At 65.6% G+C, this 25103-nt stretch carries 24 protein-coding genes and 1 other RNA gene; 9 read left to right on the top strand and 16 right to left on the bottom strand.

Annotation, left to right across the window (positions count from 1 at the left end; all coding sequences use genetic code 11):
• Window positions 1–320: 320 nt before the first annotated feature.
• Together QRM89_RS12700 and QRM89_RS12695 are read right to left on the bottom strand one after the other, a co-directional pair.
• Window positions 321–545 (bottom strand): CstA-like transporter-associated (seleno)protein, encoded by a 225-nt coding sequence (locus tag QRM89_RS12700; protein ID WP_014508400.1) that lies wholly within the window; start codon window positions 543–545, stop codon window positions 321–323.
• Window positions 545–2617, bottom strand: a complete 2073-nt coding sequence (locus QRM89_RS12695; RefSeq protein WP_285448164.1) for a carbon starvation CstA family protein — start codon at window positions 2615–2617, stop codon at window positions 545–547. The genes QRM89_RS12700 and QRM89_RS12695 overlap by 1 nt, the downstream gene beginning before the upstream one ends.
• Window positions 2618–2849: 232 nt before the next feature.
• Between QRM89_RS12695 and QRM89_RS12690 the strand changes: the two genes are divergently transcribed.
• Together QRM89_RS12690 and QRM89_RS12685 are read left to right on the top strand one after the other, a co-directional pair.
• A complete protein-coding gene (locus QRM89_RS12690) occupies window positions 2850–3710 on the top strand; it encodes a pirin family protein (protein ID WP_285448163.1) in 861 nt (286 codons plus the stop codon).
• Between the two features lie 33 nt (window positions 3711–3743).
• Entirely contained in the window at window positions 3744–4178 is a 435-nt protein-coding gene (locus QRM89_RS12685; RefSeq protein ID WP_285448162.1) for an OsmC family protein, read from the top strand.
• A 59-nt stretch (window positions 4179–4237) separates the two neighbouring features.
• Here the strand turns inward: QRM89_RS12685 and QRM89_RS12680 are convergent.
• The 4 genes from QRM89_RS12680 to nfi form a co-directional block, all read right to left on the bottom strand.
• Window positions 4238–4312: non-coding RNA, sX9 sRNA (locus QRM89_RS12680), on the bottom strand.
• Between the two features lie 127 nt (window positions 4313–4439).
• Window positions 4440–4901 carry a hypothetical protein gene (locus tag QRM89_RS12675; protein WP_070690409.1) on the bottom strand — a complete coding sequence of 154 codons (462 nt, stop codon included), beginning with the start codon at window positions 4899–4901 and terminating at the stop codon, window positions 4440–4442.
• A gap of 249 nt (window positions 4902–5150) precedes the next feature.
• Window positions 5151–6041, bottom strand: a complete 891-nt coding sequence (locus QRM89_RS12670) for a pirin family protein (RefSeq protein ID WP_285448161.1) — start codon at window positions 6039–6041, stop codon at window positions 5151–5153.
• A 372-nt stretch (window positions 6042–6413) separates the two neighbouring features.
• Window positions 6414–7124, bottom strand: a complete 711-nt coding sequence (gene nfi / locus QRM89_RS12665) for a deoxyribonuclease V (RefSeq protein ID WP_285448160.1) — start codon at window positions 7122–7124, stop codon at window positions 6414–6416.
• Window positions 7125–7227: 103 nt separating this feature from the next.
• Here nfi and gpmA point away from each other — a divergent pair, with 103 nt between their 5' ends.
• The 4 genes from gpmA to QRM89_RS12645 all read left to right on the top strand — a co-directional run bounded on the left by gpmA (window position 7228) and on the right by QRM89_RS12645 (window position 12423).
• Window positions 7228–7977 carry a 2,3-diphosphoglycerate-dependent phosphoglycerate mutase gene (gene gpmA / locus QRM89_RS12660; protein ID WP_285448159.1) on the top strand — a complete coding sequence of 250 codons (750 nt, stop codon included), beginning with the start codon at window positions 7228–7230 and terminating at the stop codon, window positions 7975–7977.
• A gap of 147 nt (window positions 7978–8124) precedes the next feature.
• The gene (locus QRM89_RS12655) at window positions 8125–8442 is read left to right on the top strand and encodes a hypothetical protein (protein ID WP_042598584.1); all 318 of its coding nucleotides are present in this window, start codon (window positions 8125–8127) and stop codon (window positions 8440–8442) included.
• A 165-nt stretch (window positions 8443–8607) separates the two neighbouring features.
• Entirely contained in the window at window positions 8608–10707 is a 2100-nt protein-coding gene (locus QRM89_RS12650) for a M13-type metalloendopeptidase (RefSeq protein ID WP_285448158.1), read from the top strand.
• A 153-nt stretch (window positions 10708–10860) separates the two neighbouring features.
• The gene (locus QRM89_RS12645; RefSeq protein WP_285448157.1) at window positions 10861–12423 is read left to right on the top strand and encodes a phospholipase D family protein; all 1563 of its coding nucleotides are present in this window, start codon (window positions 10861–10863) and stop codon (window positions 12421–12423) included.
• Between the two features lie 298 nt (window positions 12424–12721).
• Here the strand turns inward: QRM89_RS12645 and QRM89_RS12640 are convergent, their stop codons facing one another.
• The 10 genes from QRM89_RS12640 to QRM89_RS12595 all read right to left on the bottom strand — a co-directional run bounded on the left by QRM89_RS12640 (window position 12722) and on the right by QRM89_RS12595 (window position 23237).
• Window positions 12722–13849: a chemotaxis response regulator protein-glutamate methylesterase gene (locus QRM89_RS12640; protein WP_012437834.1), complete on the bottom strand. Its 1128-nt coding sequence runs from the start codon at window positions 13847–13849 to the stop codon at window positions 12722–12724.
• A complete protein-coding gene (locus tag QRM89_RS12635; RefSeq protein WP_181920854.1) occupies window positions 13846–14652 on the bottom strand; it encodes a protein-glutamate O-methyltransferase CheR in 807 nt (268 codons plus the stop codon). The genes QRM89_RS12640 and QRM89_RS12635 overlap by 4 nt, the downstream gene beginning before the upstream one ends.
• A gap of 4 nt (window positions 14653–14656) precedes the next feature.
• Window positions 14657–15940, bottom strand: coding sequence for an EAL domain-containing response regulator (locus QRM89_RS12630; protein WP_115556429.1), 1284 nt, complete (start codon window positions 15938–15940; stop codon window positions 14657–14659).
• Window positions 15941–15966: 26 nt separating this feature from the next.
• A complete protein-coding gene (locus QRM89_RS12625) occupies window positions 15967–16482 on the bottom strand; it encodes a chemotaxis protein CheW (RefSeq protein ID WP_011037832.1) in 516 nt (171 codons plus the stop codon).
• A 10-nt stretch (window positions 16483–16492) separates the two neighbouring features.
• The gene (locus tag QRM89_RS12620; RefSeq protein WP_285448156.1) at window positions 16493–18628 is read right to left on the bottom strand and encodes a methyl-accepting chemotaxis protein; all 2136 of its coding nucleotides are present in this window, start codon (window positions 18626–18628) and stop codon (window positions 16493–16495) included.
• Window positions 18629–18699: 71 nt separating this feature from the next.
• On the bottom strand, window positions 18700–20712 hold the full coding sequence (locus tag QRM89_RS12615; RefSeq protein WP_285448155.1) for a chemotaxis protein CheA: 2013 nt from the start codon (window positions 20710–20712) through the stop codon (window positions 18700–18702).
• A gap of 18 nt (window positions 20713–20730) precedes the next feature.
• Window positions 20731–21060, bottom strand: a complete 330-nt coding sequence (locus QRM89_RS12610) for an STAS domain-containing protein (RefSeq protein WP_103700070.1) — start codon at window positions 21058–21060, stop codon at window positions 20731–20733.
• A 602-nt stretch (window positions 21061–21662) separates the two neighbouring features.
• Window positions 21663–22085, bottom strand: coding sequence for a protein tyrosine phosphatase family protein (locus QRM89_RS12605; RefSeq protein ID WP_285448154.1), 423 nt, complete (start codon window positions 22083–22085; stop codon window positions 21663–21665).
• Between the two features lie 64 nt (window positions 22086–22149).
• Window positions 22150–22944, bottom strand: coding sequence for a sulfite exporter TauE/SafE family protein (locus tag QRM89_RS12600; protein ID WP_285448153.1), 795 nt, complete (start codon window positions 22942–22944; stop codon window positions 22150–22152).
• Window positions 22941–23237 (bottom strand): metalloregulator ArsR/SmtB family transcription factor, encoded by a 297-nt coding sequence (locus QRM89_RS12595; RefSeq protein WP_115540671.1) that lies wholly within the window; start codon window positions 23235–23237, stop codon window positions 22941–22943. Before QRM89_RS12595 ends, QRM89_RS12600 begins: the two co-directional genes overlap by 4 nt.
• Window positions 23238–23375: 138 nt before the next feature.
• Here QRM89_RS12595 and QRM89_RS12590 point away from each other — a divergent pair, with 138 nt between their 5' ends.
• The 3 genes from QRM89_RS12590 to QRM89_RS12580 are packed head-to-tail and all read left to right on the top strand — an operon-like array spanning window position 23376 to window position 25101.
• Window positions 23376–24245: an MBL fold metallo-hydrolase gene (locus tag QRM89_RS12590; protein WP_285448152.1), complete on the top strand. Its 870-nt coding sequence runs from the start codon at window positions 23376–23378 to the stop codon at window positions 24243–24245.
• Window positions 24176–24667 carry a YeeE/YedE family protein gene (locus QRM89_RS12585; RefSeq protein ID WP_343237682.1) on the top strand — a complete coding sequence of 164 codons (492 nt, stop codon included), beginning with the start codon at window positions 24176–24178 and terminating at the stop codon, window positions 24665–24667. Before QRM89_RS12590 ends, QRM89_RS12585 begins: the two co-directional genes overlap by 70 nt.
• The gene (locus QRM89_RS12580) at window positions 24664–25101 is read left to right on the top strand and encodes a DUF6691 family protein (protein ID WP_285448150.1); all 438 of its coding nucleotides are present in this window, start codon (window positions 24664–24666) and stop codon (window positions 25099–25101) included. The genes QRM89_RS12585 and QRM89_RS12580 overlap by 4 nt, the downstream gene beginning before the upstream one ends.
• Window positions 25102–25103: the final 2 nt, after the last annotated feature.

Raw genomic sequence — 25103 nt, 5'->3', positions numbered from 1 at the left:
ATGGTGGGCGGGCAAGGGCCCTGCTGCCAAGCCACAGATCAGCCTGTCCAGCTTGCGACGTGGCTCGCGACGGTGAGCGAGCAGGCTGTGCAGCCAAGCCGCAGAGCCGCAGAGCCGCAGATCAGCCGCTCTACCTTCCGGCGCGTCCCGCGACGGTGAGCGGGCAAAGGGCCCTCCACCCAAGCCGCAGATCAACCGCTCTGCAGCCAATCTGCCGCACCGTCCAATCGCATAAAGAAAACCGCATTTCGCGTCCACATCAACGCAACAGGGCGCGATTCGCATCGCGCCCTGTTGCGTGTACATCTATCGATTACCGATCAACAGCAGCGGAACCCGCTCTTGCCGCCGTAACGCGCTTCCTGGCGTTCGCGGAAAAACGCCGGGTAGTCCATCACCGGCTTGTCCGGGTGTTTCTCCAGCATGTGGCGCACGTAGTTGTCGTAGTCCGGGATGCCGCAGCACAGGCGTGCGGTCTGCACCAGGCGGCGCCAGATGCGGCGATGGGCCTGGTATTGGCTGGCAAGAACGAGTTGAGTGCCCATTACAGATCCGCCATCTGGTGTGGCTGCAGTGCCACGTACGGGGTTTCGCGATCGCTGCGCTGCGGGCTGCGGCGGGCGACCACGATCGTTTTGACTGCGTAGATCAGGATCGAGCCCACCACGAACAGGAACAGCACTGTCAGCCCGGTGTTGACGTAGGCGTTGGTGACGATCTGCTGCATCTGCGGCACGGTCTTGGCCGGTGCGGTGATGGTGTTGCTGGCGATGGCGGCCTGGAACTTGTGCGCCTGCGCCAGGAAACCCTGCGCCGGGTTGCTGTCGAAGATCTTGATCAGCCCGGCGTAGGTGGTGCACAACAGCAGCCACAGCGCCGGCACGATGGTGACCCAGGCGTAGCGGTCACGCTTCATCTTGAACAGCACCACTGTGCCCAGCATCAACGCGATGCCGGCCAGCATCTGGTTGGAGATGCCGAACAACGGCCACAGCGTCTGGATACCGCCGAACGGATCGATCACGCCGGTGTAGAGCAGGTAGCCCCACAGCGCCACGCAACCGGCGGTGGCGATGATGTTGGCGGTCCACGATTCGGTCCTCTTCAGCGCCGGGATGAAGTTGCCCAGCAGGTCCTGCAGCATGAAGCGGCCGGCACGCGTGCCCGCGTCCACTGCGGTGAGGATGAACAGCGCTTCGAACAGGATCGCGAAGTGGTACCAGAACGCCATCGTGTTCTCGCCCGGCAGCACGTGGTGCAGGATCTGCGCGATGCCTACCGCCAGCGTGGGTGCACCACCGGCGCGCGCCAGGATGCTGTGCTCGCCGATGTCGCGCGCGGTGGCTTCCAGCACTTCCGGGGTGATTGCAAAGCCCCATTCGCTGACCTTGGCAGCCACTGCCACGGTATCGCTGCCGACCAGCGAGGCCGGGCTATTCATGGCGAAATAAATGCCGGGTTCGATGATCGACGCGGCCACCAGCGCCATGATCGCCACGAACGATTCCATCAACATGCCGCCGTAGCCGATGTAGCGCATGTGCGCTTCGTTGGCGAGCAGCTTGGGCGTGGTGCCGGAGGCGATCAACGCGTGGAAGCCGGATACCGCACCGCAGGCGATGGTGATGAACAGGAACGGGAAGATGCCGCCCTTCCACACCGGGCCATCGCCGCTGGCAGCGAACTGGGTGAGCGCCGGCATCTTGAGGTCGGGCATCACGATCAGGATGCCGATCGCCAGGCCCAGGATGGTGCCGATCTTGAGGAAGGTGGACAGATAGTCGCGCGGTGCCAGCAGCAGCCATACCGGCAGCACCGAGGCGATGAATCCGTAGCCGATCAACATCCAGGTGATCTGCTTGGCGGTGAAGGTGAAGGCCGGGCCCCAGGTCGGGTCGGCGGCCACCTGGCCACCCAGCCAGATCGCACCCAGCAGCAGGATCAATCCCACCACCGAGATCTCGCCAATCTTGCCCGGGCGGATGTAGCGCATGTACACGCCCATCATGATCGCGATGGGCATCGTCGCGATCACCGTGAACATGCCCCACGGGCTCTCGGCCAAGGCCTTGACCACCACCATCGCCAGCACCGCCAGGATGATGATCATGATCAGAAAGGCGCCGAATAGCGCGATGGTGCCGGGCACCTGGCCCATCTCTTCGCGCACCAGGTCGCCGAGCGAGCGGCCGTTGCGGCGCGTGGACAGGAACAGCACCATGAAGTCCTGCACCGCGCCGGCCAGCACCACGCCAACCACCAGCCACAGCAGTCCGGGCAGGTAGCCCATCTGGGCGGCGAGCACCGGGCCGACCAGGGGCCCGGCGCCGGCGATCGCGGCGAAGTGGTGCCCGAACAGCACGTGCCTGTTGGTGGGCACGTAGTCCAGGCCGTCGTTATTGGTCACCGCCGGGGTGGCGCGGGTGGGGTCGAGCTGCATCACCTTGTCGGCGATGAACAGGCCATAGAAGCGGTAGGCGATCAGATAGATCGACACCGCCGCCACCACGATCCACAACGCGTTGATGTGTTCGCCGCGCCGCAGCGCCACGGTGCCCAGGCAGAACGCGGCCAGCAGCGCCAGCGCGCCCCAGGCCAGCTTCGAGATACCTTTCATGCATGCCCCTCAGGAACGATCCCGCTAAGGGTCCTCCCGCCGGCTGTCCGCGGTCAATGGTGCCGCCCGGGGATCAGGTAAGCCTTTGGTCGTATGGTGTCTGGCATTGCAGTGCGGCATTGCGCCTGCGCGCCGCGGCGTTTTGGAACGGTCGGTTGCACGTGTCGCGCTTGGGCGCCATGCCAGCGGCCTCCATCATGCAAGGCATCCACTGGCGCACAGGGAGCGTTCGATGAGCGACACCACCACCTCCACGGCGGCACACGTGCTGCGGACCATTCGCGGCATGCCCACCTCCGACGGTGCCGGGGTCAAGCTGACCCGCGTGATCGGCACACCGCAGCTGCCGGCACTGGACCCGTTCCTGATGCTGGACGAGTTCGGCACCGAACAGGCCGAAGACTACATCGCCGGCTTTCCGAGCCATCCGCACCGCGGCTTCGAGACCGTCACGTACATGCTCGACGGGCGCATGCGGCACAAGGACAACCACGGCAACGAGGGCCTGCTGACTCCGGGCAGCGTGCAGTGGATGACCGCCGGGCGCGGCCTGATCCATTCGGAAATGCCCGAGCAGGAATCCGGGCGCATGCGTGGTTTCCAGCTGTGGGTGAATCTGCCCGCGCGCGACAAGATGAGCGAGCCCAAGTATCAGGAATACGCGCCGGACAAGATCCCGGTCGCGCATCCGGCTGCGGGCGTCACGGTCAAGGTGATTGCCGGCGCGGTAGGCGATGTGCACGGGCCGATCGTGCAGCCGGCCACCGAGCCGGTGTACCTGGATATCGCACTCACGCCGGACACGTCCTGGGACTATTTGCTGCCCGCCGGCCACAACGCCTTCGCGTACGCCTTCGAAGGCGCGGCCACGGTCGGCGAGGGCGAGGGCGCACGCCCGTTGCCGGCGCAGGAGCTGGCGGTGCTGGGCGGTGGCGAGCGGCTGCGGCTGCAGGCCGGTGCTGCCGGCGCGCGCTTGATCCTGGTCGCCGGCCGGCCGATCAACGAGCCGGTAATGCGGCATGGCCCGTTCGTGATGAACACCAAGCAGGAATTGATGCAGGCGTTCGTCGATTTCCAGGAGGGGCGGTTTTGAACCGGGGCGGGTTGCCGCGTGGGAGAAGCGCACATGAGTGATCGCGCCGTCAGTGTCGTCACCGGCACGGTGCCCTATACGGTCACCATCCACGACGGCCAGCACCACTGGATCGGCGACACCCAGCCGGCCAACGGTGGCCAGGATGCGGGGCCGGATCCAGAGGCGCAGGTACTGGGCGCGTTGGGTGCCTGCACCGCCATCACCGTGTCGATGGTGGCCGCACGCAAGCAATGGCCATTGGCCGCGGTGCACGTGCACCTGCATTACACCCAGCGCGGCGCCGCGGGCACATCGATCACGCGGGCGATCGTGCTGGACGGCGCACTGGACGATGACCAGCGTGCACGTCTGCTGGAGGTAGCGGAGAAGTGCCCGATCCATCGCCTGCTCACCGGCGAGGTTCGCATTGCCACCGAACTGCAGCCGCACGCGCTGGTTGATGCTGCCAGCGGTTCGACACGCTAGGGCGCATTCGGCGCGCGCTGGCGGATGCCGGCGCGCAGCTGCATTAGCGCATTAAGAGCGGCTAACAAAACGTAGCGAGCAGTCGTCGGGTGGGTGCGGACGGCGCGGAGGAACCGGAGTGTACGTGGGTACATGCCGATTTCGAGCACCGGCCGCGCCCGCCTGGCGGCTGCGCAGTCGTTTTGATAGCTGCTCTAAGTCGTAGTGCGAAGCGATGTGGCATGACCGACTGCTGTCGGTCATGCCCTCTGCGGGCGTTGTTTAGCGCTGCAGTGCCAGGCTGGCCGGCTGCAGGTCCATGTTCTGCACCAGCGACTGCATCGAGGCCAGTTCTTCGGTGCTGGCGCCGTCGATCCACAGCTGTGCATAGCGCTTCTTGCCCAGCTCCACCACGGTGACGCGGCGTGATTCCATGCCCGGGACCTCGCGGCCGCCCAGATCGAGCTTGTACCAGTAGAACTCCTCTTCCTGGATCTGGCCTTTTTCCGCGCGGCGGTCACGTGCCAGCGCCATGGCCGGGTCGCGGGTGGTCAGCATCACGCCCACTACCTGGCGGCCATCGGCAGTGGTGGCTTTACAGACCAGGTAATCGGCACCGGCGAGCTGGGTCCATTGCAGGCCGGAGGCCGGCGGCAATGGCGGACAGATAGGCGCGGACTGGGCATGGGCGGTCACGGCGGCCAACAGCAATGACAGGCCGACTAGGCAGGATGCGGACTTCATTCAAGTGTTCCCCGGCGATGGATGACAATGCGGGGCGCTGTCGTCTTTCGTGCCGCTGCACCGTCTCAAGCTCCCCGCTTGAGCGTGCCGTCCACGCAACGCGCTCCGACTACGCGGGTATCACTACCACAGTTTTGTGGGCGTGCTCAAGATGGGTCGCAGTTGCGTCTGGCATCGCTTGTGTGGCGTGGCACTCCCGTTGCGAGACCTGGCACGGTTGTGTCCGCCAGTGCGAATCCGCGCATGGTTTCAGGGGTAATTGACGGGTTTGGGCGCCGGCGTTTCCGGTAACGGAATGAATTCCTGATCGTCGCCGGGGATGGTGCCGAAGCGGCCGGCCTGCCAATCGTCCTTGGCCTGTTCGATGCGCTCTTGTGAGCTGGAAACGAAGTTCCACCACAGGTGGCGCGGGCCATCCAGCGGCTCGCCGCCGAGCAGCATCGCCTTGAGCGGGGTCTTGGCACGTAGCCTGCCGCGCGTGCCGGCAGCGGGCACGATCAGATGCCGCGCCGGCACGTCGGCGCCATCCAGTTGCGCCTCGCCTTCCAGGATGTAGAGCGCGCGCTCGGCGTGGCCGGTGTCCAGATCGATCTCGGCATCGGCGTCCAGATCTAGCGCCACGTTGAGCGTGCCGCTGAACACCTGCACCGGCGATTCCTCGCCATAGGCGCGGCCAGCGATCACCCGCAGCCACACGCCGGTGCGGCGCTGTTGCGGCAGGCTGGTGGCGGCGTGGTGATGGAAGGCGGGCGCGGTTTCTTCGGCCGAGCGCGGCAACGCGATCCAGGTCTGCATGCCGTGCAGGGCGTGCTCGCGTGCGCGTTCGGGGCCCGGCGTGCGTTCGGAATGGGCGATGCCGCGGCCGGCGGTCATCCAGTTGACGTCGCCGGGACGGATCACCTGATCCGAGCCGAGCGTGTCGCGGTGGCCGATCTCGCCCGACCACAGGAAGGTGACGGTGGCAAGGCCGATATGCGGATGCGGGCGGACGTCGATGCCGTGATCGGGCTCCAGCACTGCCGGGCCCATGTGGTCGACGAACACGAACGGGCCGACGCTGCGCGCCTGCAGGGTCGGCACGGCGCGGCGCACCTGCAAGCCGCCGATATCGTGGACACGGGGAGCGATCAGCGTGGTCATGGCAGCGGCTCGTGCAGTGGGCATAGCGGCAGCTTGCCATGCAGGCGGCGGCGTGGGCGCGCTGCAACGCAAGATGGAATGTTCTGCGCGTGCCGCACGTGATGGGGCGATGGGGACGAGCTGGTGGCTGGTGGTGTGCTGCTGCGGCAAGCGGCCACGTTGGTGAATGCCGCACATCCAAGTACCAAAGCTACGAGCACCTGCACGTCGACCTGGTCGGCGTTGTCCAAGCCGCAAGACAACGGCGGCTGCGAGCTGCGAGCTGCGCGCGAGAAGCTTGAAGTCAGAATCCACACGCCAGAACTGACAAGCCACATCCAACGAACCATGCATCGATGCCCGCAATTGCACGCTTGCCCCGCAGCACGCGAGCTACAGCAACGTCGGCTGCGTCTGCAGCTCGATTTCGCCGCGCCGTGAAGCCAGCCGGTCGGCCAGACGCGTCGGTTCGGGTAGGCGATAGGCGCGCAGCGTGCGCAGGATCCAGTCGAGTGCGCCCTGCATCGACACGCGATGACCGGGCGAGACGATCAACGGATTGCAGCGCGGCTTGCTGCGCAGTGCCCAGCCGATCTGCGCACCGGCCAGCAGGATGGGGCTGTGGTCGCCGCGTTCGCCACCGGGCTCGATGAAGGTTCCGGCCAGGCGTTGCTTGGCCACGCCGATGCTGGGCAGGCCGGTGACCACGCCAAAGTGCGCGGCGATGCCGAACCTGCGCGGATGCGCGATGCCCTGGCCATCGATGAACACCAGGTCCGGCGTGCGCGACAGCAGCGCAAGCGCGCGCAGCAATGCGGGCAACTCGCGGAAACTCAGCAGGCCGGGCACATACGGCATCGAGGTCGGCACGCGCGCGACGTGGGTTTCCAGCGGCAGCAGCGTCTGCGCATCCAGCAGCACGGCCGCCGCGCGCGTGGTCTGGCCATCGTCTTCGAAGCCCACATCGAAGCCGGCCAGCAGCGCAGGCGTGGCGGAAACCTCATCGCGCAGCGCCACGCGCTGGGCCAGTTGCTGCTGCAACTGTCGCGCCTGAGCGACGCTGCCGTCCCAACCGGCGAACACGGGGTCGGTGGATGTCTGCATGGGCGCAGCATCGCGCGCACGCCGTGGCGATGCCGTGCACGCCAGGCAGGCATCGGCTGCCGCTACAATCAGCGGTTGATCGGCCCCCAATCGGAGAACCGTAGTGACCCGCAAACTCGTACTGCTGCGCCATGGCCAGAGCCAATGGAACCTGGACAACCGTTTCACCGGCTGGGTGGACGTGGATCTCACCGAGCAGGGCCGCCAGGAAGCCGCCGCGGCCGGCAAGCTGATGAAGGACGAAGGCCTGCAGTTCGATGTGGCGCACACCTCGGTGCTCAAGCGCGCCATCCACACGCTGCAGGGCGCGCTGAAGGAGCTCGACCAGGACTGGCTGCCGGTGCACAAGAGCTGGCGCCTCAATGAGCGTCACTACGGTGGCCTGCAGGGCCTGGACAAGGCCGAGACCGCGGCCAAGCACGGCGAAGAGCAGGTCAAGATCTGGCGCCGTTCCTACGACATCCCGCCGCCGGCCATGGACGTCGCCGATCCGGGCCATCCCGGGCATGACCGCCGCTATGCCACGCTGGACCGCAATGCATTGCCGGGCACCGAGTCGCTGGCGACCACGTTGGTGCGCGTGTTGCCGTACTGGCACGACGCGATCGCGCCGCAGTTGAAGGCCGGCCAGACCGTGCTGGTCACCGCGCACGGCAACTCGTTGCGCGCGCTGTACAAGTACCTCAACGACATCTCCAACGAGCAGATCCTGGAGCTCAACATCCCCACTGGCATCCCGCTGTTGTTCGAGCTGGACGACAACCTGCAGGTGCAGAGCTACCGCTACCTGGGCGACCCGGAAGCGGCCAAGCGCGCCGCCGAAGCCGTGGCCAACCAGGGCAAGGCCAAGTAAGCCGCGCAGCGGGCGTGCACGCAGCACGCCCGCTGCCGGTTTGGCCGGTGCTGCCGCCATGCATGAGGCGTGGCGGCGGTGGCCGTGATGCAGCGGCGTGCCTGTAGGCGCGCACTGCCAATGGTGCTTCTTTCATTGCGAGACATGATGTCCGGCAAACGTAAAACGCAGCAGATGAGCGCCCTGTACTGCCGCAGTTATCTGGCGACCTTGGGCGTGCTGGTGGCAGGAGCCAGCGGTGCGTTTGCCGCGCTGGCAGGCGGCAGTGTCTCTGCAGAAGCCACCTGGCTGGCCTTGCTGGTGTGCCTGGCCGGTGTGCTGCTGGTGGCCTTTGGCCTGTTTGGTCCGTCGCGGCAGATGGAGTCCTGGGCGGAGGCAACGTCCAGTCACGATGCGGCGCTAGTGTTGATGGTGCTCGCCTTCCCGGTGTACCTGCTATTGAAGCCGTTCTACAAACACTCCTAGCGCGCAGTGGCGCGTTGGAGTGCGATGCCGCAGCGGCTGGATGCGCGCGGTGGCGGACGTTAGGGCGTTCGCCTGTTGTGTGACTTTTGGGAGATCAGTGCAGTGCGCCGATTACCTACTCTTTTCGGCCGCGCGCACGCTGCGGCCCCTGTCCTGGAGAATTCAATGATCCTCAGCAAGTTTGCCCCGCTGTCCCTGGCGGTGGCCATCGCCGTGACGCTGTCCGCGTGCGGCGCCTCCGACGACACCAGCAAGCCGGCAGCCGCCGCACCTGCAGCGCCGACGCGCGTGGATGTGTCCAAGCTGGATGCGCCGATCGTGGCTTTCGGCAGCGGCGATCTGGATCCGGCCATTGCCGCATGCCAGGACCTCAACGGCTTCGTCAACGCCAAGTGGCTCAAGGCCAACCCGGTGCCGTCCGACCGCACCAGCTGGGGCAGTTTCGAAGTCCTGGCCGAGCGCTCGTTGACCATCCAGCACGCGCTGGTGGAACAACTGGCGCGCGGTAATCTGTCCGCAGGTTCGGTGGATGCCAAGATCGCCGACCTGTGGCGGACCGGCTCGGACGAGGCGGCCATCGACAAGGCCGGCATCACCCCGCTGCAGCCGCAGCTAAAGGCGATCGATGCGCTTAGCGATGCGCCAGCGATTGCCGCCTGGTTGCGCGACAGCTATGCCAAGGGCCAGGGCTTCCTGTTCTCGTTCGGCGCCAATGCCGACTACAAGAACTCCGAGCAGATGATTGCGTATGCCGGGCAGGGCGGTCTGGGCCTGCCGGAGAAGGGCTATTACACCGATCCGGCCCAGGCCAAGATCCGCGAACAGTACGTGGCCTATATCGCCCGCGTGCTGGAGCTGTCCGGCATTCCGGCAGCGCAGGCAGCCGAACAGGCCAAGGCGGTGATGGCGTTCGAGACGCAGCTGGCCAACGCCTCGCTCTCGCGCATCGAGCTGCGTGACCCGGCCAAGCGCTACAACCCGGTCGATGTGGCGGGCGCCAATGCGATCACGCCGCACTTCGATTGGCAGGCATTCTTCAGTGCACTGAAGGTGCCGGCCGGCACCTTCTCGCTGAGCCAGCCGGAGTATTTCCGCGCGCTGGACGAGATGCTCGTCAACACCCCGGTGGATACCTGGAAGGCATATCTGCGCTTCCACAGCATCGATGAGGCAGCGCCGTACCTGGCCAAGCCGTTCGAGCAGGCCAACTTCGATTTCTATGCCAAGACCCTGCGCGGGCAGCAGGACATGCTGCCGCGCTGGAAGCGCACCTTGAACGCAGTCAACGAGGCCATGGGCGAGGCGCTGGGCCAGCTCTACGTGCAATCGGCATTCCCGGCCGAGTCAAAAGCGCAGATGCAGCAGCTGGTGCAGAACCTCTCCAACGCGCTGAAGGCGCGGCTGGAGAAGCTGGACTGGATGAGCGCGGAGACCAAGCAGCGTGCACTGGAAAAGTGGGCCAGCTTCACGCCCAAGATCGGCTACCCGGACCAGTGGCGTGATTGGAGCGGGCTGGAAACGCGCGGCGACGGGTTCCTGGCCAACATGCAGGCCGCGCAGGCGTTCAATTACCGCTACATGCTCGACAAGATCGGCAAGCCGGTGGACAAGCGCGAGTGGCATATGACGCCGCAGACAGTCAACGCGTACTACAACGCCACCCGCAACGAGATCGTGTTCCCGGCGGCGATTCTGCAGCCGCCGTTCTTCGATCCCAAGGCCGATCCGGCGCTCAATTACGGTGGTATCGGTGCGGTGATCGGGCACGAGATGATGCATGGCTACGACGATTCCGGCAGCCAGTTCGATGCCAAGGGCAACTTCGACACGTGGTGGACCGACGCCGACCGCAAGCTGTTCACCCAGCGCACCGATCAGTTGGTGGCGCAGTTCGATGGCTACGAGGCGATCCCCGGCGTGCACGTCAAAGGCAAGCTGACCCTGGGCGAAAACATCGGCGACCTGGGCGGCCTCACCGTGGCCTACGACGCGCTGCAGATGGCGTTGCAGGAACAGCCGGCCGCCAACAAGGAGATCGACGGCCATAGCCAGGACCAGCGCTTCTTCATGAACTGGGCCACGGTGTGGCGCCGCAACTTCACCGACGGCGAGCTGCGCGTGCGCCTCAACACCGACCCGCACGCGCCGGCCAACTTCCGCGCCAACGGCGCGCCGTCCAACATGCCGGCGTTCGCACAGGCGTTCCAGTGCAAGCAGGGCGATGCGATGGTGCGCGGCGACAAGGACCGCGTGGCGATCTGGTAAGCGTGATGGACCAGCGTGCAGGCGGCGACAGTCGCCTGCACGCGTTGCGCGCGGCATGCGCGCAAGGATGAGCCCGCTGCGATGCGCTGCGTCTGCACACCAGCCTGCTCGCAGAGCCTCTAGACTGCCGCGCACTTCAACGCGGAACCGGCAGTGACCAAACGCAAGATCTTCAAGTGGGTGGGCATCGGCGTGCTGGTGCTGGCGCTGGGCAGCGTGCTGTCGCTGTATGGCTACGGCCGCTTTGCCGATCGCGAGCGCGGCCCTGCCAGCCATGCCTTGCCGGTGGCGGCGCAGGCAACGCCGATCGACCAGGTGGTCGCTCCATTGCAGCAGGCGCACGCCGGCAAGACCGGCATGGTGATCCTGTCCGACAACATCGATGCGTTTGCGGTGCGCGCGTTGACCGCGCGTGCAGCCGGCCGCAGCCTGGATCTGCAGTACTACATCTGGCATGCCGACTTCACCGGCAACCTGTTGCACAACGAATTGCTGCATGCGGCCGACCGTGGCGTGCGCGTGCGCTTGCTGCTGGACGACATGAACATCCATGGCAGCGACTCGGTGCTGGCCGCGTTGGACAGCCATCCGCTGATCGAGATCCGCCTGTTCAACCCTACCCGTGCACGCGAGGGCACGCTGATGCGCGGCGTGGAAATGGTGCTGCGCATGTTCAGCATCAACCGACGCATGCACAACAAGGCGTGGATTGCCGATGGCCGCATCGCGGTGGTGGGGGGGCGCAATGTGGGCGACGAATATTTCGACGCCGCGCGCGACACCAACTTCATGGACATGGACGCGGCCTTGATCGGCCCGACGGTGCGTGAGTCCGAACAGGTGTTCGATGCCTACTGGAACAGCCCCAATGCATTGCCGCTGGCGGCGCTGGTCACCGCCAAGCCGCAGGCGCTGGAGCAACTGCGCGGCAGCCTGGACGCGGGGATGGCGTCGGTGGGCGCGCACCCGTATGTGGAGCGCCTGCGCCAATCGCCAAGCGTGCATGCCTTGATGCAGGGCAATCGCCCGGTGCATTGGGTGCAGCAGGCGCGCATCGTGGCCGACCCGCCGGAGAAGGCCGAAGGTGCGCCACCGCAGCCGGACTGGATGACGCCGATCCTGATCGGCGAGATGGCCAACGCACGCCGCGAACTGAAATTGATTTCGCCTTATTTCGTGCCCGGCGACGACGGCATGCGCTGGATCGGCGGCCTGCGCAAGCGCGATGTACGCGTCAGCGTATTGACCAATTCACTGGCCGCCAACGATGTGGTGGCCGTGCACAGCGGCTATGCGGACTACCGCATTCCGCTGCTGCAGCAAGGCGTGCGCCTGCACGAGCTCAAGCCGATGGGGCGCCCGGATGGCAGCCTGTTCGGTTCCAGTGGCGCGAGCCTGCACACCAAGGCCTTTGTGGTGGACGATAGCGCCGGTTTCATCGGCTCGTTCAACCTGGACCCGCGCTCGATGAATCTCAACACCGAGATGGGCCTGCTATTCGGAGACCGCACCGTGACCGCGGAGCTGGAGCGGCTGTACAACCACAAGGTGAGCGCGCCGGTGAGCTACCGGGTGACGCTGGAGCAGGGCGGATTGCGCTGGCACGACGATGCCGCGCAGCCGCCAGCGGTGTGGACGCGCGAACCGGCCGCCAGTGTGTGGCGTCGCGGCGCGGCCAAGGTGTTGGGCTGGTTGCCGCTGGATTCGCAGTTGTAACTGCGGCGAGAAGTAGCCGGGTTGGCTGTGGGGGGCTGGGCTGCGTGCACTTTGCCGCGTGCCTGCTGGGCATTTACGACGTCGTATTGGCTGGTGCGTAGCGATCGCAATTAAGTGCGTACGTTGACGGGCGACCGCCGGCACTGATCGCGTCCCTCGCTGGTTGAGCGCAGGCGTGACGCGATGTGCCGTAAAGCCGGCACAGTGATGTCGCGATCGAGAGCCGACCACGACGTTGCGCGAAGCACTTGGCGCAACCGCCAGCTTTCACCGCTGCCTGTCTCAGGCCGATGCACCGCTACTGCAGCTGTGTCACGATCTCCCGCGCCATCGCGCCAAGCGGCAGGATGCGGTCGGCACCGCCGCGTTTGATCGCTTCCTTGGGCATGCCGAACACGATGCTGGTGTGCTCGTCCTGCGCGATCGTGCGTGCGCCGGCCTGGCGCATTTCCAGCAGCCCGGCGGCACCGTCGTCGCCCATGCCGGTCATGATGATGCCCAGCGCATTGCTGCCGGCCGCGCGCGCAGCCGATCGGAACAGCACATCGACCGAGGGGCGATGCCGGTTCACCGGCGGGCCTTCGAGTACTTCGACAAAATATTGCGCGCCACTGCGGCGCAGCAGCAGATGCTTGCCGCCGGGGGCGATCAACGCACGCCCCGGCATCACGCGGTCGTTGTTGGCGGCTTCTTTCACTGCGATCTGGCACAGGCCGTTGAGGCGTGCGGCAAACGCGGCGGTGAACTTCTCCGGCATGTGCTGCACGATCACGATACCCGGGCACACGCGCGGCAAGGCGGTTAGCACTTCTTCCAGCGCCTGGGTGCCGCCGGTGGAGGTGCCGATGGCCACGATCCGCTCGGTGGTCTGCGCCAACGCACGGCCGGTTTGCGCAGGCAGGATCACATCGGCGGTGTGCTTGACCTCGGCTTCCAGCGGCGCGGCAGTGACGCGTGCGGCCAGGCGTTTGACGTTGGCGCGCGCGGCGCTGCGCACGGTGGCCACCAGCTCGTCGGCCGAGTCGGTGAGGAACTGCTTGAGTCCCAGCCGCGGTTTGGTGACCACGGCAACTGCGCCGGCGGCCAGCGCATCCATGGTGACGCGCGCGCCTTTTTCGGTGAGCGTGGAGCAGATCACCACCGGGGTGGGGCGCTCGCTCATGATCTTGCGCAGGAAGGTGATGCCATCCATGCGCGGCATTTCCACATCCAGCACGATCACGTCCGGCCACTGCTGGCGCATTTTTTCGATGGCTAGCAACGGGTCGGCGGCGGTGGCGATGACCTCGATGCCGGGCGCCTCGTTGAGCACGCCCACCAGCACCTGGCGTACCACCGCCGAATCGTCGACCACCATCGCCTTGATGGTCTGGGACTGCGGGATGGGGCGGTTGAACGCTGTGGACACGGTGGATCCCTGGCTCAGGCTTTACGGAAGATCGACGGTGCCACCTGGATGAGATCGATGTCGAGCTCGCTCAGGCTTTCCGAATGGCCGATGCAGAAGTGCCCGCCCGGTTTGAGATTGGCCAGCACGCGCAGGATCACTTCGCGCTTGGTCTGGCCATTGAAATAAATCATCACGTTGCGCAGGAAGATCACATCGAAGCTGCCCAGCATCGGCAGCGCGGCGTTGAGGTTTGCATGCACGAACTTGACCCGGTCACGCAGGCGACGCTCCACCAGCAAGGTGCCGGCGTACTCACCTTGGCCGCGCAGGCAGTAGCGCTTGAGATACGCCTGCGGAATGCCGTCGATGCGCTGCAGGGCGTAGTGGCCGGTGCGGGCCTTGGCCACCACGCGGCTGCTGATGTCGGTGCCGACCACCTCGAACGCACGGCCTTGCAGTGCGTCGTCGAGCACCATCGCCATGCTGTAGGCCTCTTCGCCGGTGGAACTGGCCGCGCTCCAGCAGCGCAGCGGCAGCCCGCCACGGTGGTTGCCAGCCAGGCGGCGCAGCAAGTCGAAGTGCTTGGGCTCGCGGAAGAAATAGGTTTCGTTGGTGGTCAGTAGGTCGATCGCGGTCTGGATCTCGTCGCGGTCCTGCCGGCTTTCCAGCAACTGCAGATATTGGGTGTAGTTGTCGAACTGATGCTCGCGCAGGCGCTTGCCCAGCCGGCCGCACAACATGGCCTTCTTACCGGAAGAAATGCTGATGCCGGCGGCTTCGAAAATGAAGCGCTGAAAGCGCCCGAATTCCTGTTCGGTGATCGCGGTCGACGTGCTCATGGGCTCAGACAAGGTCGGCATCAGTGGGAAGCTCGCTGCTGCAGAGACGGGCGATGCGGCTGGCGTGTTCGCGCCACCACTCCGACAACATCGGGCCGGGCATCGGGGAGGCCATCAGGTAGCCCTGGGCCAGATCGCAGCCGAGTTCGCGGAGCAGGCGCCAGTCGTCCGGGGTTTCCACGCCCTCGGCCACGGCAGTGAGTTCCAGCCGGTGGGCCAGCTCCAGCGTGGATTCCAGCACGGTGCGCTGGCTACGGCTGCGGTGCGCGGCATGCACGAAGCTGCGGTCGAGTTTGAGCTCGGTAAACGGGATGCTGGCCAGCCGCTGCAACGAGGAAAAGCCGGTGCCGTAATCGTCGATGGACAGGCCGAACCCATGCAGGCGCAGCCGCGCCAGCATGCTCAGCGCATTGGCCGGTTCCACGATCGCGCTTTCGGTGAGTTCCAGCACCAGGTCGGCCGGCGCCAGGCCGTTGTCGGCCAGCTTGGCGCACAGGTGTTCGAGAAAATCCTGCTCGCCCAGCAGATTGGGCGACAGGTTCAAGGCCAGCGTGAGTTGCAGGCCTTCGGCGCGCCAGTCCACCAATTGCGCAACCGCCTTGTCGATCACCTGCTGGGTGAGTGCGTGGATCAAACCTTCGCGCTCGGCCAAGGGAATGAAGCGGTCCGGGCCGATCATGTCGCCTTGCGGGCGACGCCAGCGCGCAAGGGCTTCCACGCCGCGCAGGCGGCCGTCGCGCAGGTCCAGCTTGGGCTGATACGCCACGCGGATTTCGCCGCGCCGCATGGCGCGATCCAGCCGCGAGGCCGCCGCGCCGCCACTGGAGAGCAGCGGCGAGATCGGCGTGGACAGCGCGGTGGTGGTCTCGGCGAGCGGTTCGGGAATGCAGTCCAGCGTGGTGGCCAGGTCCTGCAGGCGCAGTGGTTTTTCCAGGCCGGCGAGCACGCGCACACCGGCGCTGCGGCTGAGTTGCATCACCGCATCGATCAGCGCGCCGCCGCGTTGCGAGACCACCACTACCGGCACGCTGTGCTGGCCGCGTGCCAGCGCGTCGAGCAGCTGCACGCCGTCCATGCCCGGCATTTCCAGGTCGATCAACAGCAGCGATGGTGCGCTGGCGCGGCTCAGCCAGTCGAGCGCGGCATGGCCGTCGCCGGCACCTTCCACCACGCTGGCGCCCAATTGGCGGCACAGCGCCATGGCGTGTTCGCGCTGGACCACGCTGTCGTCGACCACCAGGACCGGGCCGGCCAGTGCGCAGTTGCAGGAAAGAAGTGGAGAGTGCATGAGAGTCCTGGCGTGCACGGAAAGAGTCAGGCCGCCAGCGCGGCGTCGGGCAGCTGCGCCGGCGCGTCGTTGGCCAGCACGGCGTCGGCATCCAGCAGGATCACGAAGCGCTCGTCGCGCTTGGCCATGCCGTGGATGAAATCGCGATGGATGCCGGCACCGAAGCTGGGCGCATCGGCAATGTCGGCGGGCGCGATCTCCACCACCTCGCTGACCGCGTCCACCAGCAAGCCCAACACCTGCTGCTCACCGGCGCGTGCGATCTCCACGATCACGATGCAGCTGCGTTTGGTGATGGCGCTCGCACTGCGGCCGAAGCGCAGCTGCACGTCCATCACCGGCACCACCGCACCACGCAGGTTGATCACACCGCGCAGCGCCGGCGGCATCATCGGCACTTCGGTTGGAATGCGGTATTCAATGATTTCCTTGATGCCCAGGATGCCCAGGCCAAACATCTCACCGCCCAGCAGGAAGGTGAGGTATTGCTGGGGTGCGGGCATGGCGGGCGCGCCACCGGTCTCTACGCTGCGCTGTTGCATCGTCGATTCCTCAGAAGCTGGCGAACTGGGATTCGTCGATCACATCGGCGGCGACCGCCGCGCTGATCGGACGCACGTTGGCGCGGCGCAGCGGCAGGCTGGCGGCAGGCGCAACCCGACGCTGCACCGGCTTGGCCGCCGGCACATTGCCACGCCCGCCGTTACCCAGCCGGAAGAAGCCCATCAGCTGCTGCAATTGCTCGGCCTGCGCGCTCATTTCTTCCGAGGTGGCGGCCAGTTCTTCGGCATTGGCCGCGGCGGATTGGGTGGTCTGGTTCAACTGGCCCACCGCGGTGTTGATCTGGCTGACGCCGGCGGTCTGTTCTTCGGACGCTGCGGCAATCTCCTGCACCAGATCGGAGGTGCGGCGGATCGAAGGCACCATCTCGCCCAGCACGCGGCCGGCGCTCTCGGCCAGTTCCACGCTGGACCCGGCCACTTCGCCGATTTCCTGCGCGGCGATCTGGCTGCGCTCGGCCAGCTTGCGCACTTCGGCCGCCACCACCGCAAAGCCCTTGCCGTGCTCGCCGGCGCGTGCGGCTTCGATCGCGGCATTGAGTGCCAGCAGATTGGTCTGGTAGGCGATGTCGTCGATGATGCCGATCTTCTTGGCGATATCCTTCATTGCCACCACCGTGGCGCGCACGGTGTCGCCACCGTCGGCCGCCTCGCTGGCAGCCTTGGCGGCCATGCTGTCGGTGACGCGGGCGTTTTCGGTGTTCTGTGCAATGGAAGCAGTCATCTGCTCCAGCGAGGCGCTGGTTTCCTCCACGCCGGCCGCCTGTTCGCTGGCGGCCTGGGCCAGTGCCTGTGCGGTGGCACTGACTTGTTCCGACGCGCTGGCCAGGTTCTCGGCGTTGCGGTTGACCTCATCGACGATCTCGGTGAGGCGGCTCATGGTGGTGTTGACGTAGCGCTGCATGTCGGCGAATGCGCCTTCATAGCGGCCTTCCACGGTGTGGGTGAGGTCGCCCTCGGCCATCGCGCCCATCACCTGGATCACCTCGGAGATGCTGCGCAGGTTGCCGCGCGCGCGCTCCACGGTGTCGTTGATGAAGGCCTTCTTGCCGGGCAGTTGCGCCAGCGGCGCGTCGAAGTTGCCGCGGCCGAACTCTGCCACCACGCCCATCGCCAGCTTCTTCACCGCGATATGCGCACCGACCATCTCGTTGATGCCGGTGGCCATGCTGCGGAAGTCACCGTCGAAGCGCGCGGTATCGATCACCACATCGATATCGCCGGCTTCGTGTTCGGCCGACATGTGGTTGATCTCGCGGATCAAGCCGGTGAGGTTGCCGCGCACCTGATCGATGGTCTCGTTGATGAAGCGCTTCTTGCCCGGCAGCTGCGGCAGTTGTGCGGTGAAGTTGCCGCGGCCGAACTCGGCCACGCAGGCGATGGCCTGCTTCTTGACCGCGATATGTCCTGCCACCATCGCATTGATGCCTTCGGCCATGCGACGGAAATCGCCGGTGAAGCGCTGCGTGTCGATCACGACGTCGATATCGCCGGCATCGTGTTCTACCGCCATGCGGTTGACTTCGGCGACCAGGCCGGTGAGGTTGCCGCGGATCTGGTCCACCACCTCGTTGATGAAGGCCTTCTTGCCGGGCAGGCGTTCCAGCTCGGCGGAAAAATTGCCGCGGGCGAATTCGGCCACGCAGGCCATGGCCTGCTTTTTCACCGCGATATGGCTGGCGACCATGCGGTTGATGCCGTCGCCCATGGCGCGGAAGTCACCATCGAACCGTGCCACATCGATGCGCGCATCGATCTCGCCGGCGTCGTGTTCGTGCGAGACACGGTTGATTTCGTCGTTGACGTGGCGGATGCCGCTCTGCACCTTGCGCAGGCCGCGCAGCACTTCGCAGGCCTGCTCGTCGCGCACCTGCGGCAGGGCGACATCGAAGTTGCCGCGGGCGAAGGCATCCAGCGTGGTGGTGGCCATCTCCAGCGAGCCGGTAGCGGTGCGGATCGACCAGGCCAGCAGCGCACCGCTGGCGAGTGCGGCCAGCACGCTCGCTGCCAGCAGTGCAGCATGCGACAGCGTGAGTGCGAAGCCGGCAACCACCACCACAACCGGCAGGGCAATGGCGAAAGCGGCGGTGAACCACAGTTGGGTGGCGATCGGGAGACGGTGCGACATGGTGGCAGCTTCCTGGAGTCAGGGAACGACGTAGAACGGCGGCGTGGGAAGACGAGCGACGGTTTGAACGGTCAGGCGGCCAGCGCGTCCTGGCCCGGATGCAATTGCTGGATCAGACTGGGCACATCGAGAATCAGCGCGACCTCGCCGCTGCCGAGAATGCTCGAACCACTGATGCCCTTGACCTGTGCAAACACCTTGGACAATGGCTTGATCACGGTCTGCCATTCGCCCAACAAGGTGTCCACGACCAACCCGAAGCGCTGCGCGCCCTGGCGGATGACCACGATGCTTTCGCGGGCCGGCCGCTTGCCGCCCAGCGCGAACAAGTCCCGCAGGCGCACGTACGGCAGCACGCTGCCGCGCAGGTCGATGTAGTCGCTGGTGTAGTCGGGCGTGAATTCCACGCACTCTTCCACCACATCCAGCGGCACCACGAACACCGACTTGCCAATACCCACCTGGAAGCCGTTGATGATGGCCAGCGTCAGCGGCAGCCGCACCGAAATGGTGGTGCCCACGCCGGCGGTGCTGTCGATATCCACGCAGCCGCGCAGCGCGGTGATGTTGCGCTTGACCACATCCATGCCCACACCGCGGCCGGACAGGTTGGTGACTTTCTCGGCAGTGGAAAAGCCGGGCTCGAAGATCATTGCGAACACGTCGCGATCACTGAGCTGGCGGCCGGGTTCGACCAGGCCGCGTTCCAGCGCCTTGGCCAGGATCTTGTCGCGATTCAGCCCGCCACCGTCATCGGTGATCTGGATGACGATGCTGCCGGAATCGTGGAAGGCATTCAGGCCCACGGTGCCACGGGCCGGCTTGCCGTTGGCCACGCGCACGTCCGCCGGCTCGATGCCGTGGTCCATCGCATTGCGCACCAGGTGGGTGAGCGGGTCGCCGATCTTTTCCACCACCGACTTGTCCAGCTCGGTGTCTTCGCCGGCAACCACCAGCGCGATGTCCTTGCCCAGCTCGCGCGCCACATCGTGCACCACGCGCTGGAAGCGGCTGAACGTGCCGCCGATCTTGACCATGCGCAGTTGCAGTGCACTTTCGCGTACCTCTTCCACCAGGCCCGCCAGGATCGAGGTGGATTCGAGCAGCTGCGCATCGCCGGTGCGCTGTGCATTGGTGCCGGTGCTGGCCACCGCGATGATCAACTCGCCCACCAGGTCGATCATGCGATCGAGCTTGTCGGCGTCCACGCGGATGGAGCGCGCTTCATTGGAACGCGGCGCAGTCTCGGCAGTCGTTGCAGCGGCGCGCGGTGTCGGCACCACGGCAATGGCCGGCGCCGGTGTGTGCACCGGTTCCGCAGTGGCTGCTGCGGTCGCGGCGCTGAGCGTGGTGTCCAGTGGCGCTGGCACCGCGACGATCTCCAGGTCGCAGTCTTCGCGCACGAATTCAAACACGTCTTCAATCGCCGCGCGGTCGGCATCGCTGCGCAGCAGGATCTGGAATCCAAGGTAGTTGGCTTCCGGGTCGAGCTGCTCGAACACCGGCAATTTGCTGTAGTCGGTGCTGATCGACTCGACGGAACCGAGCCCGCGCAGGTTGCGGATCAACTTCAATGGCGAGTTGCCAAAACGCAGCGCATCGGCAAACAAGGCCAGGTTGACGCGCCAGTAGCCGCTTTGTTTTTCCGGCGTGCTGCGCTGCGCGTCGCTGACAGTTGCGCCGCAAACGCTGCCTTGCAGATAGGTCTGCAACTGCGCCAGCAGGGGCTCCGCTTCGGCAGCCAATGCAGCGGGATCGGCATGGCTGGGGTCGGCGGCGGTTTCCACCAGTGCATGGATGTGGTCGCAGCACACCAGCAGCAAGGCGATCAGTTCCGACTGCAGCGCCACCGATTCTTCGCGCACCAGATCCAGCACGCTTTCCACCACATGGGTGAAGCCCACCAGCTGCGGCAGATCGAACAGACCACCGGAGCCCTTGATGGTGTGCGCCGCACGGAAGATCGCGTTCACCGCATCGGGCGAGGACTCGCCACGCTCGGCCTGCAACAGGTGACGTTCCATGTCTTCGAGCAGATCCCGGCTCTCGGCCAGGAAGGTCTGCATCAGCTGGTTCATGTCCATGCGCGTCACCTGTCCGTGTTAATGAATGCGTTCGCCCAGACCGGTGGCGGCGTGCGGGTACAGCGCTTCCAGCAGGCCCAGCAGTTCGACCACATCGACCACGGCGCGGCTCGAGTCGGTCAACACAAATGGACGTCCGTCAGCCTGCACCGCCTGCTTGGTGGCGAGCAGCAGCTGCAGGCCGGTGGTGTCGATCTCGCTGACCGCAGCCAGGTCCAGACGCACGCCGCCCGGATGCGCCAGCGCCGGCTGCAGCAATGGCTTGAGCTCGGCAGCGCGACGGATGGTCATCTCGCCTTCGAGGGCAAGCGTGAGCGGGGCGGGTAGATCCAACGAAAAGATGTCCATTGCGGCCTCGTGAAGCGATGACACGTGCGTGGCATGACGCGGAGAAGTTCTCACCTCGACATCGGCTTCACGCGCTACCAAGTAGGCCCAAGTCGTGTCGGTCTATGCAGGTATCGGCGCGTGACAGAAATATTTAGGCCGAATTCAGCCAAGCGACTGATTTGCGATGCGCATCACTGCGTGGGCGTTAACCGCTCAGGTTTGCGATGACCCGATCCGTGCTGCGTATCGGCTGAGGTTGCTTCCAAGCGAGCGCTGCAACGGAATGGTGTTTTGGTTGCCATCGAAGGCGCATGCCGTTTCAAGACATGCGTGATTGCTGTGCCTGCGAAAAGCCTGCCTGTCGAGCACGCTAGTGATGGCTGACATGGATGTCTGACACAAGGTTCCGCAGCGAGCAGCACTCATTGCCCATGTCTGCGTCTGGATAGAGTGCGGCCAACGCGCAGCGCGGTTTTGCGAAACGCAGCTTGCTCGGTTGCGCCGCTGTGCTGCAGGCGATTGCCGCTGCACGCTTTCATGATCGTGCAGTACAGATGCGCCGCGATCAGGCGCTGGGTTCAATCATTGCGTGTCACCGATGCGTGGCGGTCGCCGCCGCATTACGGATTGAGCAGCTGCACCACGCATGGTTCCAGCGTTGTCAGTCCGGCTGCGCGTCCAAGCGCAATCGCCTGTGCAGGCGAGTCGCCATGCAGCCCCCGTTCGAGCGCGATCAGGGCGCCGACACGATTGCCGCTGGCGCAATGCACCAGTACATCACCGTGTGTGCGTGCTTGCTGGATTGCATGCGCCAACCGTGCGGCGTTCTCGGCGGTGACCGCGTCGGGCCCCACGATCGGTAGCGTCATGTAGCGCATGCCCAGTCGTGCAGCTTCGTGTGCCTCGTCGTAGCCGCTGTCTTCGTCAGCGCCACGCAGGTTGATGATGCTGCGCACGCCAATGGCTGCAAGCGCTGCTAGATCGTCGACGGATGGTTGGCCGCTGGAATACAGGCCGGGCGCGAAGAGGGTGGCGGTGTGCATGCGGAGCCTTTCAAGCGAAAGAAGCGGGTGGTTGGTCGTCGAGGTAACACGATGATGTGCGCGTCTACAGGAAGTGGAACCAGGCACGCACGGGCGCCGACTGACTGAGCATGTACACCGCAACCACGGTAATCAGGCCAGCCAACACCAGCGTCAGCGCTCCCTTGCGGTCTGCCAGACGGATGGCCGCGCGTGCACCGAGTACGCTGCCGAGCGTGCCTCCGGCGATGAACGCCAGCGCGAGCGTCCATGCGACAAGACCGGAAGCGGCATAGCTGAGCGCGGTGGTCAAACCAAAACTGCCCACCGCCACCAGCGACGACCCCACCGCAAACAGGACCGGCATGCCGGTGGATGCCATCAGGCCCGGGACCACCAGAAAGCCGCCGCCGATGCCGAAGAAGCCGGACAGGAGGCCGGTAACGGTGCCGGATGCGACCAGCTTCGGAGCATTGCCGCGATTGAGTACCACGCTGGCGTTCCCAAGTTGGCCGCGTGAAACCACCATGCGTGCGGCAACCACCAGCATCACCACCGCGAAGAGTGCGAGCAATTGCTGCCCACCGATCGCCTTACCGAACATGGCGCCGACCCAGGCGCCGCCGGCACCGGCCGCGGCGAATGTCGTCGCGCACCGCCATTTCACCGTGTGCTGCCGTGCGTGGCTGGAGAGCCCGATCACAGCGTTCACCGCAACCGCGAGCGCACTGGTGCCAATGGCGACATGAGGGTCTTGCACACCCACCAGATAGACCATCAACGGCACTGCCAGGATGGAGCCGCCGCCGCCGACCAGGCCCAGCGTAAATCCCACCGCGGTGCCTGATAGCGCACCAAGTGCGTACTGCAGCGGTATCACGGGGTTGGCCCGGTCGGTGCGCAGTACGCCGCGTACAGCGCGTCCAGCACGCCCACCGCCGGACCCGGGACCAAGGCGTAATGGATGGTCTGCGCTTCGCGCCGTGTGGTGACCAGTTCCATCTCACGCAACACCGCAAGATGCTGCGACAGCGCCGACATGCTCAAACCAGTCAGCGGTTGCAATTCGCCGACCGACCGCTCGCCTTCCACCAACTGGCACAGCACCAACAGGCGCGCCGGGTGCGCCAGAGCCTTGAGCAGGCTGCTGGCCTGCGCGGCAAGCACGGCCATCTGTTCTGGAGACGGCAATTGACGCGTTGCTGGCGGATGCAAGGGCGCGGACATGGGGAGGGCCTTTTCGGGCATTGACATTTAGATTAGACAAATCTAATTTAGAACAACCTAAATTAATGCGCAAGAGGTGACGCGATGGATCCGCAGGTCATGCAATTCCACGATGTGGCAACGTCCACCTTCACCTACGTGGTCTACGACCAAGCGGGCGGCACCGCTGCGGTCGTCGACCCCGTGCTCGATTACGATCCCGCCAGCGCATGGACGTCCACCACTTCGGCAGACCGCGTGCTGGCGTTCGTGCGAGCCCAGCAGCTGCAGCTCGCGTGGGTACTTGAAACGCATGTGCATGCCGATCACCTCACCGCTGCGGACTATCTGAGGCGCATGACGGGAGCCCGTGTGGCGATCGGAGTGGGCGTCGTCGGCGTGCAGCAACACTTCAAACGATTCTTCGGCTTGGAAGCGGACTTCAGTGCGGATGGCCGGCAGTTCGATCTGTTGTTGGACGACGGGGACACCTTCGCTATCGGTGGCATGCACGTGCGGGCCATCGCCACGCCAGGGCACACCGCCGACAGCCTGACCTATCTGATTGGAAACGCCGCCTTCGTCGGCGACACTGTATTTGCGCCCGAAACCGGTACCGCACGGACGGACTTCCCTGGTGGTGACGCGCAAACGCTCTACCATTCTATCCACACGCTCTTCCATCTACCGCCGGCCACGCGGTTGTTTCTCTGCCACGACTATCCTGCTGCCGACCGCGAGCCGATGGCGCAGACATCGATCCAGGCGCAGGCGCAGGCCAATGTGCACGTCGGAGGAGGGATCAGCGAGCAGGCCTTCGTGGCATTGCGCGCCGCGCGGGACGCCCAGCTTGCGGTGCCCAGGCTTCTGCTGCCGGCGTTGCAGGTCAACTTGCGCGCAGGCGCATTGCCCCCGCCAGATCACACCGGCAACCGCTCTCTGCGCCTGCCGTTGAACCAGTGGGGCGCCGCGTGATGGCGCCTTGGACGATCTCCTTGACCGGTGGCGTCCTGATCGGCCTGGCAGCCACCTTGCTGCTGTGGCTCAACGGGCGCACCGCCGGCATCAGCGGCATCGTCAACGGTGTGCTGTTTCCCGTTGCGGGCGATGTGGCCTGGCGGCTGCTGTTTCTTATTGGGTTGATCGTGGCTGCCAGTCTGTACATGACATGGGTGCCGTCTGCGCCGCAGCCGCGCAGCGACTATTCGCGCAGCGCGTTGGTGGTGGCCGGTGTGCTTGTGGGCTTTGGCACGCGCATGGGCCATGGCTGCACCAGTGGGCATGGCGTGTGCGGGCTTGCGCGTGGCTCGCGTCGCTCGCTGGCCGCGGTGGGGATGTTCATGGCCAGCGCGATGGTCACCACCTACGTCATGCGCCATCTCTGGAGCGCAGCATGAAACGGTTCCTGCTTGCGAGCCTGGCGTCGGGCGCGCTGTTTGGTGTGGGCCTTGCGATGTCGGGCATGACCGACGCACGCAAGGTCAGCGGCTTTCTGGATGTGGCCGGTGATTTCGATCCGGGCCTGCTGTATGTGCTCGGTGGTGCGATGATCACCAGCGCAGTACTGTTTGCAGTGGTCATGCGTCGCCAGCGGCCGGCTTTCGCGCAGGCGTTTCAACTCTCTGGATTGCGCGGAATCGATCGGCCACTGCTGGGCGGCGCTGCCCTGTTCGGCATCGGCTGGGGGATTGCAGGCTATTGCCCCGGCCCGGCGCTGGCCGGCCTGGGCGTGGGTTCAGTGGAGGCGTTGTGGTTTGTGCCTGCGATGCTGGCGGGCAGTGCCTTGCACTGGGCATTCACTGCGGCAAAACAGGCCAAGGTAGATCGCTGATT

It is taken from the genome of Xanthomonas sp. LMC-A-07, assembly GCF_030208825.1.
In the GTDB taxonomy this organism is placed as follows: Bacteria; Pseudomonadota; Gammaproteobacteria; order Xanthomonadales; family Xanthomonadaceae; genus Xanthomonas; species Xanthomonas campestris.
The sequence above is the reverse complement of the archived record's forward strand: the minus strand, read 5'-3'. Positions and strand labels throughout refer to the sequence as shown.